Genomic DNA, 18636 nt, shown 5'->3' on the forward strand with positions numbered 1-18636 from the left:
CTTCAGGGTAGATAATTGACGCATCGTTCAGCCGATGCGTATCCGGACTTTCAGTCCGTTAATCACTAACCCACCTACTTTAGTAGGTGGTTGTTGAGTCATGAACTGGGCCTTAATAAATAACTAGGTGACTGGAGTGAGATGGAATCATTCCGATTTTACTTCACCTAACGCTAAGATGCTTTTTTCGATGAAAATATCCATTTATTTCTCCAAAAAAAAAGATGTCATCACTTACTTTGATGTTGAAATCTATTCGGTATAAAACTTATGCTTTATCCGGCATAAAACGTTTTACCCAAATTAAGACAGATATTAAGACCGTTAACGGCAAGCCGTGGAATATCAAAATCACGATGGAAGGGGGGAGCCAAACGTAGAATGGGGCGACCAGTAACATGCCTATCCCAAAGCCGGTCATCTGTAACAACGTCAACAAACTGAAAATCGGCAGCCGTAAACTTTCCGGTTCACTTTGTGCCCGTGAAATCAGGCTGACTTCAGCAATTCCATCACCAATACCCGCCCAGGTGGCAAACAGCAGTAGCCAGAATAGGCTACTTTGTTGGAAAGTAAGGATAAATCCGGTCGACATCAAAGCGACACCGAGAAAGAAGAGTTTCTCCATTTTTAATAGGTTGCGGCTGCGGAGCAGGTAGCTAGCCAGTCGTGCACCACTGAATTTGCCTATTGCCCATGTTGCTAGCAGTAAGCCCATTGTAGTGCTGGCATTATTGGGAGTCAGGAGTTTAGAAATGATGGGAAAGCCGACGTTGTGGGCAGCACTGCCCAGTGTATCGGCCAGACTAAGAAATAACATTCCCGCCAACATGGGAGCACCACGTAAACCCTGACGTAATTCCTGCCATTCGTTACCTAGTTCTCTTGGCGTTTTCTGCTCCGGTAAGGAGAGGAAACGTAGGGGTATGATCAGGACCGCTGCCAGCAGGTAAGTGATGATATTGATGATGAATACCATTTCATAACCGCTACTTGCGACCAGAAGCCCCGATACGAGACTACCAAATACTGCTCCTGTGGCGGCGACAGATGTCAGCCAAGAGTTAGTTGAGATGCGTTGAGAAGCGTGTACCCAATATGGTAACTGGCTGTTTAGACCTATAGCGAACATGGAGTTGCCTAAGCCAATACCAAAAGTGATCACCGGTAAGGTCAATAATTGCTGTGATGTGGGGATCACCAATAATAGGGAGAGTAAAATGACGCGCACAAGATCAAAAAAAACCAGCGGCCATCTTCCCGTAAATCGTCTGAAAAATCGAGTGCCAATCAGGCTGGCTATGATGCCACCTGCAACACGGCAGGCAAGAAAAATACTGACGTGCATGACGCTATTGCTGAGCAGGTAAACATAGGTGGAGAGCGCCACCATATTCAGAAATGCGCCAAAATCGGAGACAAATCGGGCGCTGACGATAAGTAAGGCATTAAGACCAGTCCAACGCAAATTTAAACTATTTTCCCGGCTTGACATTATTGTTAGCTCTTTTGTTGTTCAGGAAGTTGCCGGAAGGTTACCAGCAATAGATCCCGATATGCCATATTTGTAGGAGATATTTGCCGAACATTGCTTGCCCGATGATAAAGACGTTTATCATTTATTATGAGTGTTTCCAGAAAGTACTCCAGTGCGGTGTGCAATAAAGGTGGTGCTTCATCAGCCGTTGCGTGAACTTCGGAAATGACCGGCTCGGTATTGTGGCTGTGAATAAAGTGCATAAAGATCCAATCTTGACCGTCCTGATGAATACCGGAAGTCGTGGGGCTTTCCCGACCAGACTGCGTTTTTACACGGAATTGGTGAATATCAATTGCATAGTGATGATCTTTCGTTAACCGATCTCCTAAAATCGCAATGTCGGTCATAAGTATGCTTTGCATTAGAGGATGGGAAATAAATTCCTTTTTAGGCTAATAGCCTTTTAATTTAGGGGCTTATTTTCTTTGTTTTTAGTTAAATTAATGTGGGCTATTTCAGAATTGGAAAAACTCTTACAGATTTGGTGTATTAAAGATTGTTATAACTAATGAGTTTTAGGTAAGTATTTTGGATAATCTTGATGACAAATAAGAATGAAAAATAAGGGAGGAAAAATAAGATAGAGGGAATGGAATAATCTGAGTAGGAATGTATTGATGTGGAGAAGAAACGGATGAGTATTATCCCCATCCGTTTTGGAGCTATTTAGCCAGATATTTTTCGATGGCGTGTTGGATACCGCTGGCATCCAAGCCTAAATCTGTGCGGATCTCTGTTTGAGTACCTTGCGGTATAAAGTAATCCGGTAAACCGAGATTTAATACTGGTGTTGGCTGGTTTTCCTGCATCAGTATCTCATTAACACCACTACCTGCTCCACCCATGATGGCATTTTCTTCCAAGGTCACCAGTAAATCATGGCTGGATGCCATTTCCAGTACCAGTTCTTTATCCATTGGTTTGATAAAACGCATATCCACAACGGTCGCATTGAGAACTTCTGCGGCCTGTAGCGCATCGGGCAGTAGGGTACCGAAGTTCAGGATGGCAATGTTTTCTCCCTGACGGCGTATCACACCTTTGCCGATCGGCAGTGCCTCTAATGGCTGGAGTTCAGCTCCAGTGCCTGTTCCTCGCGGATAGCGCACCGCCGCTGGGCCGCCCTGATAGTGATGGCCAGTATGCAGCATCTGGCGGCATTCGTTTTCATCGCTTGGTGCCATGATCACCATATTGGGGATACAACGCAGGAATGAGAGATCAAATGCGCCTTGGTGGGTTTGCCCATCAGAACCGACAATCCCGCCACGGTCGATAGCGAACAGGACAGGCAGGTTTTGGATGGCAACATCGTGGATCACCTGATCGTAGGCGCGTTGCAGGAAGGTGGAGTAGATGGCAACGATGGGTTTGTAGCCACCGATGGCCAAACCAGCCGCAAAGGTGACGGAATGCTGCTCAGCAATGGCAACATCAAAATATTGTTCAGGATACTCGCGGGAAAAACGCACCATGCCGGAACCTTCACGCATGGCTGGTGTGATTGCCATCAATTTTTTATCATGGGCCGCTTCTTCACAGATCCAGTCACCAAAAACTTTGGAGAATGTCGGACGAGTGTCTGCACTTTTGGGCAGGGAGCCGACAGCCGGATCGAATTTTGGAACGGCGTGCCAACCGATGGGGTCTTTTTCCGCTGGCGCATAACCACGGCCTTTTTTGGTCATGATATGCAGAAATTGTGGCCCTTTCAGTTCGCGCATATTTTTTAAGGTTTGGGTCAGCGCCAGTACATCATGACCATCAACAGGCCCGATATAGTTAAAACCAAGCTCTTCAAACAGGGTTCCGGGCACGACCATACCCTTGAGATGTTCCTCGGTTTTTTTCAGTAACTCTTTGATTGGAGGAAGGTTGGAAAAGACTTTTTTTCCTCCTTCACGCAGGGTGGTATAGAGTTTGCCTGACAGCAATTGTGCCAGATGGTTATTCAACGCCCCTACGTTTTCAGAGATAGACATTTCATTGTCATTGAGAATAACCAGCATATCGGGATCGATATCACCTGCATGGTTCATGGCTTCGAAAGCCATGCCTGCTGTGATGGCACCATCCCCAATGACACAGACTGTTTTACGGCCTTTATCCTCGTGTTTTGCTGCGATAGCCATCCCCAGGCCAGCACTGATTGAAGTGGATGAGTGGCCGACACACAGCGTGTCATATTCACTTTCATCTCGCCACGGGAAAGGATGAAGACCATTTTTCTGGCGAATGGTATCGATGCGATCACGACGTCCGGTTAAAATTTTGTGTGGATAGGCCTGATGACCAACATCCCAGACTAAATTGTCAAAAGGTGTTTTATAAACATAGTGGAGTGCGACAGTTAATTCGATAGCACCAAGGCCGGAAGCAAAGTGACCACTGGAACGGCTGACACTGTTCAATAAAAATTGACGCAGTTCATCGCATAACTTTGGCAAAGTGTCTTTAGGTAGCAGGCGAAGCTCTTCCGGAGTTTCTGCCAATGCTAATGTTGGATATTTCGCGATATCAATGCTCATGCTATGCCTGTATAAAATGCTATATCCGTTAGAAGTTGAATATTAGGAACCCTGTTATTCTCAATGTGTAATTTTTGGGTTCACCCCATTAGGTGCTTTTTATTGATTTTTAGCTGTTTCTTTCAATGATAAAACTAGCCAGTTCCTTTAAGGTTGTGGTGTTATATGACTGTTTTTCCAACTCTGTCAGTGCGGCGATTGCTTCTTCATACAGATCCCGCGCTTTTTTCTGGGCTTGTTCCAAACCTAATAAGGCTGGATAGGTGCTTTTGCTAAGTTGCTGGTCGTTGCCCTGACGCTTGCCAATAACTTCAGTGTTGCCAATGACATCCAAAATATCATCATGAACCTGAAATGCGAGGCCAATGGCTTGGGCATATTGTTCCAGCAGGGGCAGAACTTCACGGCCACGTTGCCCTGCGCTATAAGCACCCAACCGAACGGCTGCACGTATTAATGCACCCGTTTTATGTCGGTGGATTTGTTCCAGTGAAGCAAGATCGATTTGTTTACCTTCCGCTTCCAAGTCCAGCGATTGTCCGCCACACATGCCGGCAAAACCACTGGCATTCGCCAGTTCAGCAATCATGGTAAGGCGATCGGTTAAGGCAACATCCGGCATTTCTTGTTTTGCCAGAATTTCAAAGGCCAGAGACTGTAATGCATCACCGGCTAAAATGGCCTGATTTTCACCAAATTTGATGTGACAAGTGGGTTGACCGCGGCGTAAATCGTCATTATCCATTGCAGGCAAATCATCATGGATCAATGAGTAAGCATGAATGCACTCTAAGGCGAGGGCTGCGGCATCAAGACTCTTTTGGGAGAGGCCGAACATTTCTCCCACACTGTAAACTAAAAATGGACGTAGCCGTTTCCCACCCAGAACTGCACCATACTGCATTGCTGTGCCTAATGGGCTGTTCAAAAAGGGTAATGAAGAAAAGGTTGCCATCAACTTGTCATTTACATGTTGCTGACAAGCCCGCAGTTTCTTTTCGAAAGATTGCTCTTTAAAAGGAGTCTCGTATTGTTCAAGCATAAATTTACTCAGTATCGGACGAAAATTCATCAAGTGGCGATTGTGCGTCTTGACTCAATAAAATTTGCACTCGCTGCTCCGCCTGCTGGAGAGTTTTCTGCCCCTGTCTTGCAAGTTGAATACCGCGCTCAAACTCATTCAACGCATTTTCTAACGGGAGTTCCCCTGATTCCAGCCGAATAACAATTTCTTCCAGCTCTTTCAGGGAAGTTTCAAATGCTGGAATTTGTTTGGTATCTGATGTTTGATTTGCTTTAGACATAATGATTTAACGTATGGTTATTTAACGAATTACAGTAAAGCCAGTTCGTCACAGAATAGAAGAGTACCCTACTACACCAAGAAAAATAAATCATGCGTTACCACTGTTTTTTTACAGACGATTTTTTTACAGGCGATATAGCGAGATGATGTTATACTCTTTGCCCTATCTAACTGAACCCTTATGAACAATCATTGGTATTGCTTGTGACAGTTCAACATTGAATGACTACTATATCTTACTATGAAGTTTATCATTAAATTATTCCCAGAAATCACGATCAAAAGCCAAACCGTCCGGTTGCGTTTCATTAAAATTCTTGCCAGCAATATCCGCAATGTACTGAAAACATTTGGTGAGGGCATTGCTGTTGTTCGCCATTGGGATAATATCGAAGTTCGAGTTAAAAATGATAACCTTGGTGCAGAAATTTGTGATGCACTAACACGTATTCCGGGTATTCACCATATCCTGCAAGTCGAAGAGCGAGATTTTCGCGATTTGCATCATATCTTTGAACAATCCTATGAAGCCTATGGTCATTTATTGCATGGAAAAACATTTTGTGTCCGTGTGAAGCGCCGTGGCAAACACAGTTTTACGTCCAATGAAGTGGAACGCTATGTGGGTGGTGGGCTGAACCAACATATTGAATCTGCCAAAGTGAAGTTGACCCAGCCAGATGTAACGGTCAATTTAGAGATTGATCAGGATACATTAATTCTGGTTAAAGCCCGCCATGAAGGGATTGGTGGTTTTCCTATCGGTACACAGGAAGATGTACTGTCTTTGATTTCCGGTGGGTTTGATTCCGGCGTATCCAGTTATATGTTGATGCGCCGCGGCTGCCGTGTGCATTACTGCTTCTTCAATCTTGGTGGCTCTGCCCACGAAATCGGGGTGAAGCAGGTTGCCCATTATTTGTGGAACCGTTTCGGCAGTTCCCATAAAGTTCGTTTTGTTGCTGTCGATTTTGAGCCAGTTGTGGCTGAAATTTTGGAAAAAATTGATGATGGGCAAATGGGCGTCGTGCTTAAAAGAATGATGGTCAGAGCTTCTTCCAAAATTGCAGAGCGTTATGGTGTGCAGGCGATCGTAACGGGTGAAGCATTGGGGCAGGTATCCAGCCAGACGTTGACTAACTTAAGGTTGATTGATAATGCTTCTGATACTTTGATCCTGCGTCCTCTGATCTCTCACGATAAAGAGCATATTATTAAATTGGCTCGTGAGATTGGCACCGAAGATTTTGCCCGTACTATGCCTGAATTTTGTGGTGTGATCTCAAAAAGTCCAACAGTGAAAGCTGTTAAAGCCAAAATTGAAGCGGAAGAAAATAATTTTGATTTCGGCATCTTAGAGCGAGTTGTCAGTGAAGCTCAGAATGTGGATATTCGCCAAATTGCAGAGCAGACCAGCGAGCAGGTTGTTGAAGTGGAAACCGTGACTGAGTTTTCTTCTGATGATGTGCTGTTGGATATCCGTTCTCCAGATGAGCAGGATGATCGCCCGTTGAGCATGAGTAATATTGAAATTCACTCATTGCCTTTCTACAAATTGGGCAGTCAGTTTGGTGATCTGCCAAAAGAGAAAACGTATTTGCTTTATTGCGAACGTGGCGTGATGAGCCATTTACAGGCACTTTATCTGCGTGAACAAGGTTTCGATAATGTGAAGGTGTATCGGCCTTAACTATATACTTTAACTTACAGTACATTAGCTACAGCATCTTAACTAAAAGCAGGGTATCGGGCCTTATGGCTCATGCCCTACTCGTACCCTGCTATACCGTTAGGTGATTACTGCGCAGTTTGGTAATTATTGATACCCGGTGGTAAAACGAGTTGAGCAGCGATTTCTGCTGCCTTATCTTTACCTTTCAATAATTCAATCAATTTCAAGGCAAAGTCAAAAGCAGTGGCAGGCCCTTGGCTGGTCAATAAATTGACTCTTTCATCGAAATAAACCCGTTTATCGATCCATTTTTCTGGTGCGATCTTATCCTTCATGCTGGGATAGCCCGTCATATTTCCGATGGGAAAAAGTTGATGATGTTCTAACACGATCGCGGGAGAGGCACAGATTGCTGCAATGATTTTTCCCTGACTTTGTGCGATTCGGATTTTTTCTACTACCAGCAGACTGTCACGAAAACATTCGGCACCTTTTATTCCTCCGGGCAGGACAATAGCATCGAAATCTTCGTCAACCACATCAACTAAAGGGATATCAGCCACGAGTTTGACACCCCGTGAGCAAGTTAATGTGAGAGTACCATCTGTTTCGGTACTGGCTGTGGTCACCTTAATCCCGGCTCGAACAAGCAAATCGATGGTGGTGACGGCTTCGATTTCTTCACTTCCGTGAGCCAGACAAATGAGGGCTGAGGCGTTCATATGCTTCCTCTTTACGCTTAATATTTTGATAAAAAATAGTATTCTGGGGGAGTGACAAACCGTGTATACGAGCTCGGCGCAGTAAAAACCCCGTAATATAGTCTATTTCTGTATGCCGCTGTGCTCGTATGTCTTGCAACATAGATGAATAATTTTCGGCTGTCTGCTCAATCACATTCATGACGTAATCAATCAGTGTTTGTTTGGTCGTGTGGATACCATCATGTTTCATGACATAGTGAATTTCGTCACACAATAACTGAATTTGCGCGCGGTGATTCATCAGCTCCCCATTATTGCAGTCATACATCACAGTGAGTGGGTTAATGATGCAGTTAGCGGCAAGTTTCATCCAACTGATAGTGTAGATTTTATTATGCCATGCCACATCGGGTAGGGCACTGTGCAAAACATCGGCTAATCCACTGAGTTTATCTGCATTAATTGTCGCGGAACCAATATGCGTCATACCTTGTGCTTTGTGATAAACAATGCCATTTTTCTGGTAAGCAGCGTGAGTTGTCACACCAAGTAAAATGGGGTTAAGTAAAGGTAAGAGCTCATCCTGTGTTCCCATTCCATTATGTAATAATAAAATAGCGCAGCGAGGGGAAAGTTTGGGAGCAAGGTTATTAATAGCGTCAGAAACTTGCCATGCTTTTAAACAAACAAGAAGTAATTCGCTTTCTGCGAGGTGTTTTTCGTTATTGGCAGGGAATTGCTGGTGAGATATCTTACCATCGTAATGTTTAAGCTGGATGGAAATAGAAGCTTGTGGAACCCTTAGCCATGCTTGAATGCTATGGTTCTGTGAGGATAAAGCTGCAAGCCATAGCTTGCCTATAGTGCCGCAGCCAAGAACGGTTATTTTCATATTTCTTCCTTGCGGAACGTTTTCACTAAGTCCTCGAGTATAGGTCTTTTGCCAACAATGGAAAGCGGTTATCATTCCGACTTATTGATTAGCAGGAGGTGACGGGTAATGCCATCATTTGATATTGTTTCAGAAGTTGATATGCAGGAAGTGCGTAACGCAGTAGAAAATGCACAGCGAGAGTTAACCAGTCGTTGGGATTTCCGTAACGTCAGCGCGAGTTTTGAATTAAACGAAAAGAACGAATCAGTCAAAATTGCGAGTGAATCTGATTTTCAGGTGAACCAATTGGTTGATATTCTGCGTGAAAAATTCGCCAAACGTGGAATTGATGGTACGGTACTCAATATTCCCGAAAATATGCTTCACAGCGGTAAAACATACAGTGTAGAAGCAACGCTACAGCAAGGTATTGATACACCGTTGGCGAAGAAAATTATGAAGCTGATTAAAGACAGCAAACTGAAAGTGCAGGCACAAATTCAAGGTGAACAAGTGCGTGTAACGGGTAAAGCGCGCGATGATCTGCAAAGTGTGATTGTATTGGTTCGCGGTGCTGAACTAGGTCAGCCTTTCCAGTTTACTAATTTCCGTGACTAACCTTCGGTAATCGACGTATTTTTTTTAGGATTAATCAGTATATTTAAGGGAAGCACAGTAATTTCAATAATTACTAATGCTTTCCTTAATTAATTTCTAATCAAATAAATTTGATTGTTTTTATTTAAAATAATTTCAGAGTAAATTTCTATTTTTTCATAATATAATACTAATAAATGATGATGTATAAAATGGACGTTGCGTGAGCTAGGATGATTGCTGATTTTATTCAGTCAGACATGTAATTCTAATTTTACAAAAAAAAGGGGAGTATATGTCCAAGTTAACTCAAATAGATCCACTCAGTGAAGAATCTTACCGTTTAGATCATTTTAATCCGGCAACAGAAACAACAAAATTCAGTTATACATCGGGGAGAGTTTCTTTACCCGTTTATAATAAATATAATGTTAAAAATAAACCTAAAGTTATTGGGTATTATACTGACTGGTCACAATATGATAGCCGCCTGCAAGGCAATCAAACCCCTTCGGCCCGGGGAAGAGGTATTGATTTACAACACTTCTTAGATAATCCTTTTGCCTATGACAAACTGATTATTGGTTTCTGTGGAATATTAGGCGATAAAGGTGAGAAGGGATCTTTAATTTCTCGGGCAGCACCGAAGTTTGCTCGCTACAATAATGGAGAAGTCACCTTTACCGATGAATGGGGCGATTGCCAATCTTATGTAAACTGTACTTTCCCTAAGTGGCAAGACATTCAGATGCCCAGAGATTTCAATCAAGCCAAAGCTATGGGTATATTGGGTGGATTGGCAAAAGTACAAGGGGCAGCAAAGGCACAAGGGCATGATTTAGCAATGTCATTCAGTGTCGGTGGTTGGACCATGAGTAATGGTTTTTACAATATGGTCAGAGATAAAAAATTAAAGTCCTCTTTTATTTCTAGTTTGATAGATATATTTAACCGTTTCCCAATGTTTACTGAAGTGGATATTGATTGGGAATATCCTGGTGCGTCAGGAAATAATAATCCACATGATGATAAAGATGGCGAATATTATATTAGTTTAATTAGCGATTTATCTACGGAATTCAAGAGTGCGGGCCGTTCTGATATTAAAATCAGTATTGCTTGTTCCGCTGTCCCCGCAGTCATGGAGAAATCCAGAATACCTGAGTTATTAAATGCGGGATTGTATGGCATTAATGTCATGACCTATGATTTCTTTGGTACGCCGTGGGCAAATAAATTAATGCATCATACTAATTTACGCCGTTATCCAGGTAGCGAAAACAGTGTGGAAAAAGCTGTTGAATATTTACTGAGTGTCGGGGTGCCATCTCAGGCAATTAATATTGGTTATGCGGGATATTCCCGTAATGCAAAAAATGTCGATATTACCAATTATTCACCGTTGTCGGGAAGCTATCATCCAGGAAACGGAACGACGACCGGAACATTTGAATCTGGTTCAACGGAGTGGTATGACACAATATATAATTACCTCGATCTAGAATCTAGAAAAGATAGAAACTTATTTACTCTTTATACAGATGAAGTCGCAGATGCAGATTATCTTTATAATTCATCTAGTAAGTTATTCTTGTCAATCGATACACCACGTACAGTGAAAGCAAAAGCCAAATATGCTTTGGAAAAGAATTTGGGTGGCGTTTTCACTTGGACTGCAGATCAAGATCGTGGGTTATTGGTGAATGCGGCTCGAGAAGGTTTAGAATGCCCATTATTGATTAAAAAGATCGATATGGCACCTTTCTATTATAAAGGGAAAACAAGCAAATAATATTTTCTTTCTGAGCAATTCTAAGCGATTACAGTAGTGACTTAAATTTTTACAGATTAAAGAGTACGGTGTTGGTGAATGATGGCTAGCACCGTACTTTTTTGTTGCAAATTCTAAAGCGTAACGAATACAGCAAATCATTTATGAGATAATACAATTTGCTCTAATTGTTCGCGGTCAGTCAGTTTGGTATCGACTTTGACATAAGCACTCTGCTCTTCTGGTGCAATGACGGCATCTTTTACGCCTGCTTGCGCCAATATCTTTTTTTCCAAGACCTCAGGCTTGTGTAATTGTTCGGGCAACACGAGTCTGATGCTGCTGACATAAGGAGGTTGTCGCAATGTTAGGCTGATAATAAACCACAGTGCAGTCAACACAATGCCACCTATGAACACAAGCGATGCACCTTGCCATTCGTACAGCATCCCTCCAAGGCTGCCTCCTAATGCCACACCAAGGAATTGACTGGTCGAGTAAACACCCATGGCAGTGCCTTTGTAACCTGCTGGTGCTTCTTTGCTGATAAGTGAAGGTAAAATAGCTTCCATGATATTAAATGCAAGGAAGAAGATTTGAATACCTACAAAGATCCCCCAAAGATGCGCTCCTTGTAACCATAAAACGACTTCAGCAATGAATAGCATACCGATGCAAAGCAAAAATACCTGCTTCATACGGCGTTTAACTTCCGCATAGATGATAAAAGGCAGAACGGCAACAAAAGAAATGAGTGTGGTAGTTAAATACACTTTCCAGTGTTGTTGCGATGGAAACCCCACTTTTTCCATGACAAGAGGGAGGGCAACGAAGCTCGACATCAATAAGGTATGCAAACTGAGAATACCAAAATTGAGTTTTAACAATTGAGGATCTGAAAGTACACGCCGAAAACTACCACGGGCAATGCCTGATTCGCGATTTAGCACATGTTTTTGTGTATTTGGTACCGCAAATAGCGTGATAAAAATTCCGCAACCAGCCAAGATAGCGATTGCTCCAAACAGACCATTTAAGCCAATTTGGTGAGTGATAATGGGGCCGACAACAATAGCAAAGGCGAACGTAATACCAAAACTAATGCCAATAAATGCCATGGCTTTTGTTCGATTTTGTTCACGGGTTAAATCGGAAATTAGTGCCATGATTGCGGCGGATATTGCTCCTGCACCTTGTAAGGCTCTTCCTACGATGATACCCCAGATAGAGTCGCTTAATGCAGCAATAATACTGCCTAATACAAAAATGAGCAGTCCACCAATAATTAATGGTTTTCTTCCAATTTTGTCAGAAAGTAGCCCGAATGGAATTTGGAATATTGCCTGTGTTAAGCCGTAGATACCAATGGCTATCCCGATGAGTACTTCTGTCGCATCATGCAATTCTAAACCATAGGTCGTTAGAACAGGTAAAACCATGAACATGCCTAGCATGCGCAGAGAGAAAACGGAGCCTAAACCCCATGTCGCCCGAAGTTCAAGCGGAGTCATTTTATTATCGTTCATGGATACCTCAAAAAATCTGATAGGATATTTCACTTAGGTGAGGAAGAAAACTAAAAAAGCACGCTTGTAACCGAATAAATTGCCATTGAATAAAGGGATAAGAGAAAGGAAAAGATGGCAGGGTAAATCCTGCCATCTGATATTACCAGGCGTAAGCTAGTAAGTTTTCTGGAGATGCAGATGAATCTACAGACATCATGACGCTTAATGACATGATAGCAACAATAGAAAACAGAAATAACTTACGGGCCCATACACGGTCATTAGAGGTTTTATAACCTGACAATGCCATACCCAACCACCAGATACTCACTGCGGCAGCTACGATAAGGTATTTATAACCCGCATAGCCACTGATTGTCAGCATCAAGGTGGCAACCATAAAGGCTAATATATACAGAGTGATATGGTTTTTCGCTACGGAAATGCCTTTAATCACCGGTAATACTGGGATATTAGCCGCTTGGTAATCTTTGAACCGAAAAATAGCAATGGCGTAAGAGTGGGGCATTTGCCACAAGCTAAAGATCAATAATAGTATCAATGCACCTGTGTCAAAGTGTCCCGCTACTGCACAGTAACCAATCACGGGAGGCGCTGCGCCTGACAAGCTACCAACCAGCGTGCCATAAACAGATTTTCTTTTCATGTAGAGGCTATAAACCCCAACATAAATGATAAACCCGATGAGAGCTAACTGCATTGCTAAGGCATTGGCTGCTACATAGAGCAGCACCATGCCAGCAATACCTAACACTGAGGCGTAAATCAGACTAATTTTCGGATTGATAAGCCCTTTTACAAGGACCCTTTCTTTCGTTCTTTCCATGATGCGGTCAATATCGCGGTCGATATAGTTGTTGAATACACAACCTGATGCTACCACCAGCGATACCCCGACCATCGTAGCAAAGAACAAGGGGTAATCTATTACGCCCTTGGAAGCGAGTAGAAAACCACCAATCGCAGAAATTAGATTTCCGAAAATAATTCCTGGTTTGGTCACTTGCAGGTATTGCTTAATCATTCAAATCAACCCTTAATCAACCATCATATTGATGTTCAGGTTGTACATAATCCACAGAGAGCCAACAACAACGATAGCGATGACCAGTAATGTGAATAGTAAGGCAACTAGATTCCAGCGCTCTTCAGACGATGTGTTCATATGCAGGAAGCAGATGAAATGAACAAAGATCTGAACGACAGCCATCGCGATCACTGTCACGAGGATTGTACTGGGTGAAGCAGTGCCCTCCATCACCATCCAGAATGGGATCACGGTCAATATGACTGACAAGATAAAGCCAATCATATAGGTTTTGAAACTACCGTGGCTGGCGCCGGAATGAGAAGTATTTGGATGACTCATTACATAGCTCCCATCAGATAAACGACAGTAAATACGCAAATCCATACTACATCAAGGAAGTGCCAGAACAGACTCAAACAGTTCAGGCGAGTACGATTCACTTCAGTCAGACCACGACGTGAAACCTGAATTATCATGATGATAATCCAGATCAGACCACAAGTTACGTGAATACCGTGAGTCGCAACCAATGCGAAGAAGGAAGACAGGAATGCGCTGCGATCAGGACCAAAACCTTCTGAAATCAGTTTATGGAATTCATAAACCTCCATTGTAACGAAGCCAAGCCCGAACAGGAAGGTAACGAACAGCCACAAATTAACTTGAGCGATTTTACCCTTGTTCATGCTCAGCATGGCGAAACCATAGGTGATACTACTGAACAGTAGCAGGAAGGTTTCTACCAGTACGAATGGTAATTCAAAAATTTGTTTACCCGATGGGCCATCTGCTATGCCGTTTGCCAGCACGGCATAAGTGGCAAACAGGGTTGCAAACAGAACCAAGTCACTCATCAGGTAGATCCAAAAGCCAAATACCTTCATGGATCCTACATCGTGGTGCCCATGTGCATCATGGGCGGCTGTGTTATTAAGTGTTTGAGTCGACATTATTTCACACCTGCCTTTCTCAGTTCTTCGTAACGCTGATTTTCAACTTTCTCGACTTCAGCTACAGGAACGTAATAATCAACATCTTCGTCAAAACTTTTCACGATCCAAGTGATGATTGTGCCAGCGAAACTTGCGATAGCTAACCACCAGATATCCCAAATCATGGCAAAGCCGAAGATCAAACAAAACGCACTAATAATGATGCCTGCGCTGGTATTCTTAGGCATATGAATTTCTTCATATTTAGCAGGACGCTTATATTCAATGCCTTTTTCTTTCATATCCCACCATGCATCACGAGTCTGAATGTGTGGAACTTCAGCAAAGTTATAGAATGGTGGTGGAGATGAAGTTGACCATTCCAAAGTACGGCCACCCCATGGGTCTCCGGTCAAATCGCGGTTTTGTTCACGGTCACGGATACTGATGTAGAACTGAATAACCTGACACAGAATACCCAGTGCGATTAAGACAACGCCGCCTGCTGCAACGACCAGCAGTGGATGGAATTCAGGGTTGATATCTTGGCTCAAACGACGAGTCATACCCATGAAGCCCAGTGCGTACAGAGGCATAAAGGCAACGAAGAAACCAGAGATCCAGAACCAGAATGCACGAACGCCCCATTTTTCGTTCAGTGTGAAACCAAACGCTTTCGGGAACCAGTAAGCTGTACCTGCGAAGCAGCCGAATACCACACCACCGATAATGACGTTATGGAAGTGAGCAATCAGGAACAGACTATTATGCAGAACGAAGTTCGCGCCAGGTACTGCCAGCAGAACACCAGTCATACCACCAATGGAGAAAGTGACAAGGAAGCCAACAGTCCACAGCATTGGGGTTTTGAATTCGATACGACCACGGTACATGGTGAACAGCCAGTTGAAGATCTTAACCCCAGTTGGGATAGAGATAATCATCGTGGCGATACCGAAGAAGGCGTTGACGTTCGCGCCAGAACCCATCGTAAAGAAGTGGTGCAGCCATACAATGAATGACAGAATGGTAATAACAATTGTCGCCCATACCAGAGAGGTATAACCAAACAGACGTTTTTTCGAGAACGTTGCCGTGACTTCAGAGAAGACACCAAAGACAGGCAGAACCAGAATGTAAACTTCAGGATGTCCCCAAGCCCAGATCAGGTTGATGTACATCATCATGTTGCCGCCCATATCGTTGGTAAAGAAATGGGTGCCCAGATAACGATCCAGAGTTAACAGTGCAATGGTGACTGTCAGAATTGGGAATGCGGCAATAATCAGTACGTTGGTACACAGTACGGTCCATGAGAAAACTGGCATTTTCATCATGCTCATGCCTGGTGCACGCATGCGCAGGATGGTCACGAAGAAGTTAACGCCTGTCAGCAATGTACCAATACCGGAGAGCTGGAGACTCCATATCCAATAATCAACACCGACCCCAGGGTTGTATAGTTTACCCGAAAGTGGAGGGTAGGCCAGCCAGCCAGTTTGTGCGAATTCACCTACGCCGAGGGAAAGGTTGATCAGCACGACACCAACAACGAACAACCAGAAACTCAGTGAGTTCAGGAATGGGAAAGCAACGTCGCGAGCCCCGATTTGCAGTGGAACCACAATGTTCATCAGACCGACGACGAAAGGCATCGCCATGAAGAAGATCATGATAACGCCGTGGGCGGTAAAGATCTGGTCATAATGGTGTGGAGGTAGGAAACCTGCTTCACCAGCGGAAGCCAGTGCTTGCTGTCCACGCATCATGATGGCATCAGCGAAACCACGAATCATCATCACCATGGCAACGACGATATACATGATACCGATTTTCTTATGGTCAACGCTGGTTAACCACTCACTCCAAAGCCATTTCCATTTACGTAAATAAGTTAAGGAACCAACAACTGCCAGTCCCCCAAGAAGTATCCCAAGCAATGTCACCACAATAATGGGTTCATGTAATGGGATCGCATCCAGTGTTAATTTTCCCCACATGCCTTTATTCCTCAACACCTGCATGAGCCGGCTGACTCATATTCATATTATGACCCGCAGCGTCACCATGTTCTGTTTTGCCGTGAGCCGCCATACCATGCATACCATGGCCCATGTCACCCATGAATTTGGCGATAGTCTCTTGGAAAAGATTAGGTTTTACGCTTGAGAAGTATTCAACAGGATTGTTTTCGCTAGGTTTAGCCAATTCATTGAATGCTTGAACGGTATCCAGGGTTTTAGATGATGCTTTTACTTTTTGCACCCATTCATCAAAACCTGCACGATCAGGAGTTGCTGTTGCAGTGAATTTCATGCCAGAGAAACCTGCACCACTATAACTTGCTGAAATTCCGTTATATGTGCCTGGTTCATTGGCAATCAGATGCAGTTTTGTCTGCATACCTGCCATCGCATAAATCTGACCACCTAACTGTGGGACGAAGAAAGAGTTCATCACAGAGTCTGAGGTGACTTTGAAGTTAACCGGGACACCAGTAGGGAATGCAATTTCATTTACAGTTGCAATACCTTGTTCTGGGTAGACAAACAGCCATTTCCAATCAAGGGAAATAACTTCAATTGTCACCGGTTTTTGATCACTCACTAATGGCTTATATGGATCGAGCTCATGAGTCGTTTTCCATGTAATAGTTGCCAAAGTGATGATAATCAGGATAGGCACAGTCCAAACGACAAGCTCAATTTTATTTGAGTGTGCCCAGTTTGGACGATAAGTTGCAGATTTATTGGCTTCCCGGTAACGCATGGCAAAAACGATTGCCATTACAATTGCCGGGATAACAACGATCAGCATCAAGCCAAACGCTGTAAGGATCAGCGTTTTTTGCTCAACGCCGATCGCCCCTTTGGGATTCATCAATACCATATCACAACCACTTAGCATTAAAGTGGCTGCGAGTAGTGACGATAACCCAATAGTTTTTTTGTATTTCATAAGTCTCATTGAGCGACCCCAGATAACAAAAGCTTTATTGTCGTTTCATCAGTGGGGGCATTCTACGGTAAGGTTACCGGAGTGTAAACAATTGTAATGGAAGCAAGTTAGCTTGTAGGCTTTTTATGTTGGTGGGATCACATGTGATATAAGATTTAACAAAATATTAATTTCGGGTTGTTATCTTAACCAATAAATCAAAACAGACAACTTCTTAAATTTAACTATCTATTTTAAAAGAAAAAAATTTGATTAAAATCAAAGAAAAAATTACCAGAATACGCTTGTGATTCTTTTAGATAACTACCACTTATTAATTGAGATGAGCAGCCATTAGCTACCCACCCTTAAATTAATTTTTAGAAGTTATATTTTACACTATAAACAATACCATCCTGCCAGAAATCTTCACCCAATTTGTTATCTGCATAGCGATATTGAACCCCTGTTGTGAAAGAGGGATGAGGAGTCCACCATAACGCAATCGCACCATTAACGCCTTCGCGTCCTCCATTGCCATAGCGCTCATTGCGATTGAATTCAATTTCATTCCAGTTTGTGACACTGAATTTTTGTTCCCAAAGGTTGAAATCGTATCCTGCAACCCAGCCTACGACATAACCGTTATTTCCTGAGTAGAAAGTTTGGTCAACATAGTGTAGTGCGACAAAAGGTTTGAACCAAAGACCCGCAAGATTAGCATTGTAGCCTAAGCCGTAGAGGGTATTGACTTCATGGAAGTTGCCACCGTTAGCTTTACCTGGCAGTGAATAGGTTCCATAGACATGACCATACAAGTTGAATCCTGTTTCACCTAGATAGACGCGGCCTGTAGTTTTGAAGGTGTAACGTTGATTGTCACCCGGTTGTGCAGTTTTACTATTAAATGTGTTTTCTAAATCTGCAAAACCATATAGTTCACCCCAACTGAACCCAGCACCGCCTTCCAGTTCCAGATAAGCAAAATCGTCTTTGTGGGACGTTTGTCCGGTTTTCTGAGTAGTGTGTTTTGCCCAATCAAGGTAGTTCATGCTGACATTGGCAAACCCCCACTGGTATTCCGCACATGCAGAAGCAGAAACCAAGGTAGTAGCAACTGCGGTGAGTGTCAAAATATGTCTTTTCATAAATTCCCTTTATATGGTCTTAAGGTGGTTAAATATATTTAGAATAGAACGAAATATAATGCGCCTAA

General features: G+C 43.1%; 17 protein-coding genes. 3 read left to right on the forward strand and 14 right to left on the reverse strand.

Features of this window, described 5'->3' with window-relative positions:
- Window positions 1-268: 268 nt before the first annotated feature.
- The 5 genes from Xhom_RS11540 to xseB all read right to left on the reverse strand — a co-directional run bounded on the left by Xhom_RS11540 (window position 269) and on the right by xseB (window position 5372).
- Entirely contained in the window at window positions 269-1495 is a 1227-nt protein-coding gene (locus tag Xhom_RS11540) for an MFS transporter (RefSeq protein ID WP_069316851.1), read from the reverse strand.
- Between the two features lie 5 nt (window positions 1496-1500).
- A complete protein-coding gene (locus Xhom_RS11545) occupies window positions 1501-1917 on the reverse strand; it encodes a 2OG-Fe dioxygenase family protein (protein WP_084023147.1) in 417 nt (138 codons plus the stop codon).
- A 285-nt stretch (window positions 1918-2202) separates the two neighbouring features.
- Window positions 2203-4068, reverse strand: a complete 1866-nt coding sequence (gene dxs, locus Xhom_RS11550; protein WP_069316850.1) for a 1-deoxy-D-xylulose-5-phosphate synthase — start codon at window positions 4066-4068, stop codon at window positions 2203-2205.
- Window positions 4069-4177: 109 nt separating this feature from the next.
- Window positions 4178-5110 (reverse strand): (2E,6E)-farnesyl diphosphate synthase, encoded by a 933-nt coding sequence (ispA, locus tag Xhom_RS11555; RefSeq protein WP_069316849.1) that lies wholly within the window; start codon window positions 5108-5110, stop codon window positions 4178-4180.
- 4 nt (window positions 5111-5114) lie between these two features.
- The gene (gene xseB / locus Xhom_RS11560) at window positions 5115-5372 is read right to left on the reverse strand and encodes an exodeoxyribonuclease VII small subunit (RefSeq protein ID WP_069316848.1); all 258 of its coding nucleotides are present in this window, start codon (window positions 5370-5372) and stop codon (window positions 5115-5117) included.
- 243 nt (window positions 5373-5615) lie between these two features.
- Between xseB and thiI the strand changes: the two genes are divergently transcribed.
- On the forward strand, window positions 5616-7064 hold the full coding sequence (gene thiI, locus Xhom_RS11565) for a tRNA uracil 4-sulfurtransferase ThiI (RefSeq protein WP_069316847.1): 1449 nt from the start codon (window positions 5616-5618) through the stop codon (window positions 7062-7064).
- Between the two features lie 107 nt (window positions 7065-7171).
- Here thiI and yajL read toward each other — a convergent pair whose 3' ends face one another.
- On the reverse strand, window positions 7172-7768 hold the full coding sequence (gene yajL / locus Xhom_RS11570; protein ID WP_069316846.1) for a protein deglycase YajL: 597 nt from the start codon (window positions 7766-7768) through the stop codon (window positions 7172-7174).
- Entirely contained in the window at window positions 7728-8642 is a 915-nt protein-coding gene (panE, locus tag Xhom_RS11575) for a 2-dehydropantoate 2-reductase (protein WP_069316845.1), read from the reverse strand. The genes yajL and panE overlap by 41 nt, the downstream gene beginning before the upstream one ends.
- 108 nt (window positions 8643-8750) lie before the next feature.
- On the opposite strand from panE, the gene Xhom_RS11580 reads away from it, so the two are divergent.
- Together Xhom_RS11580 and Xhom_RS11585 are read left to right on the forward strand one after the other, a co-directional pair.
- Entirely contained in the window at window positions 8751-9242 is a 492-nt protein-coding gene (locus tag Xhom_RS11580; RefSeq protein ID WP_069316844.1) for a YajQ family cyclic di-GMP-binding protein, read from the forward strand.
- 274 nt (window positions 9243-9516) lie between these two features.
- Window positions 9517-11013, forward strand: coding sequence for a glycosyl hydrolase family 18 protein (locus Xhom_RS11585; RefSeq protein ID WP_069316843.1), 1497 nt, complete (start codon window positions 9517-9519; stop codon window positions 11011-11013).
- A 137-nt stretch (window positions 11014-11150) separates the two neighbouring features.
- Here Xhom_RS11585 and Xhom_RS11590 read toward each other — a convergent pair whose 3' ends face one another.
- From Xhom_RS11590 to Xhom_RS11620, 7 genes are all read right to left on the reverse strand, one after another.
- The gene (locus Xhom_RS11590; RefSeq protein WP_069316842.1) at window positions 11151-12518 is read right to left on the reverse strand and encodes an MFS transporter; all 1368 of its coding nucleotides are present in this window, start codon (window positions 12516-12518) and stop codon (window positions 11151-11153) included.
- A gap of 142 nt (window positions 12519-12660) precedes the next feature.
- Complete coding sequence (gene cyoE / locus Xhom_RS11595) at window positions 12661-13545, reverse strand: heme o synthase (protein WP_069316841.1); 885 nt, start codon at window positions 13543-13545, stop codon at window positions 12661-12663.
- A gap of 12 nt (window positions 13546-13557) precedes the next feature.
- Complete coding sequence (locus Xhom_RS11600; RefSeq protein ID WP_069316840.1) at window positions 13558-13890, reverse strand: cytochrome o ubiquinol oxidase subunit IV; 333 nt, start codon at window positions 13888-13890, stop codon at window positions 13558-13560.
- Window positions 13890-14501, reverse strand: a complete 612-nt coding sequence (locus Xhom_RS11605; protein WP_069316839.1) for a cytochrome o ubiquinol oxidase subunit III — start codon at window positions 14499-14501, stop codon at window positions 13890-13892. Before Xhom_RS11605 ends, Xhom_RS11600 begins: the two co-directional genes overlap by 1 nt.
- On the reverse strand, window positions 14501-16483 hold the full coding sequence (cyoB, locus tag Xhom_RS11610) for a cytochrome o ubiquinol oxidase subunit I (protein WP_069316838.1): 1983 nt from the start codon (window positions 16481-16483) through the stop codon (window positions 14501-14503). Before cyoB ends, Xhom_RS11605 begins: the two co-directional genes overlap by 1 nt.
- 4 nt (window positions 16484-16487) lie before the next feature.
- Window positions 16488-17450 (reverse strand): cytochrome o ubiquinol oxidase subunit II, encoded by a 963-nt coding sequence (gene cyoA / locus Xhom_RS11615; protein WP_069316837.1) that lies wholly within the window; start codon window positions 17448-17450, stop codon window positions 16488-16490.
- Window positions 17451-17800: 350 nt separating this feature from the next.
- Window positions 17801-18568 (reverse strand): nucleoside-specific channel-forming Tsx family protein, encoded by a 768-nt coding sequence (locus Xhom_RS11620; protein WP_069316836.1) that lies wholly within the window; start codon window positions 18566-18568, stop codon window positions 17801-17803.
- Window positions 18569-18636 lie beyond the last annotated feature (68 nt).

The organism is Xenorhabdus hominickii (genome assembly GCF_002632725.1).
GTDB classification, from domain to species: Bacteria; Pseudomonadota; Gammaproteobacteria; order Enterobacterales; family Enterobacteriaceae; genus Xenorhabdus; species Xenorhabdus hominickii.

Excerpts from the sequence above, each read along its gene's own strand:
- Xhom_RS11540 (WP_069316851.1), bottom strand. The coding sequence starts at position 1,495 with ATGTCAAGCCGGGAAAATAGTTTAAATTTGCGTTGGACTGGTCTTAAT.
- dxs (WP_069316850.1), bottom strand. The coding sequence starts at position 4,068 with ATGAGCATTGATATCGCGAAATATCCAACATTAGCATTGGCAGAAACT.
- ispA (WP_069316849.1), bottom strand. The coding sequence starts at position 5,110 with ATGCTTGAACAATACGAGACTCCTTTTAAAGAGCAATCTTTCGAAAAG.
- xseB (WP_069316848.1), bottom strand. The coding sequence starts at position 5,372 with ATGTCTAAAGCAAATCAAACATCAGATACCAAACAAATTCCAGCATTT.
- thiI (WP_069316847.1), top strand. The coding sequence starts at position 5,616 with ATGAAGTTTATCATTAAATTATTCCCAGAAATCACGATCAAAAGCCAA.
- yajL (WP_069316846.1), bottom strand. The coding sequence starts at position 7,768 with ATGAACGCCTCAGCCCTCATTTGTCTGGCTCACGGAAGTGAAGAAATC.
- panE (WP_069316845.1), bottom strand. The coding sequence starts at position 8,642 with ATGAAAATAACCGTTCTTGGCTGCGGCACTATAGGCAAGCTATGGCTT.
- Xhom_RS11580 (WP_069316844.1), top strand. The coding sequence starts at position 8,751 with ATGCCATCATTTGATATTGTTTCAGAAGTTGATATGCAGGAAGTGCGT.
- Xhom_RS11585 (WP_069316843.1), top strand. The coding sequence starts at position 9,517 with ATGTCCAAGTTAACTCAAATAGATCCACTCAGTGAAGAATCTTACCGT.
- Xhom_RS11590 (WP_069316842.1), bottom strand. The coding sequence starts at position 12,518 with ATGAACGATAATAAAATGACTCCGCTTGAACTTCGGGCGACATGGGGT.
- cyoE (WP_069316841.1), bottom strand. The coding sequence starts at position 13,545 with ATGATTAAGCAATACCTGCAAGTGACCAAACCAGGAATTATTTTCGGA.
- Xhom_RS11600 (WP_069316840.1), bottom strand. The coding sequence starts at position 13,890 with ATGAGTCATCCAAATACTTCTCATTCCGGCGCCAGCCACGGTAGTTTC.
- Xhom_RS11605 (WP_069316839.1), bottom strand. The coding sequence starts at position 14,501 with ATGTCGACTCAAACACTTAATAACACAGCCGCCCATGATGCACATGGG.
- cyoB (WP_069316838.1), bottom strand. The coding sequence starts at position 16,483 with ATGTGGGGAAAATTAACACTGGATGCGATCCCATTACATGAACCCATT.
- cyoA (WP_069316837.1), bottom strand. The coding sequence starts at position 17,450 with ATGAGACTTATGAAATACAAAAAAACTATTGGGTTATCGTCACTACTC.
- Xhom_RS11620 (WP_069316836.1), bottom strand. The coding sequence starts at position 18,568 with ATGAAAAGACATATTTTGACACTCACCGCAGTTGCTACTACCTTGGTT.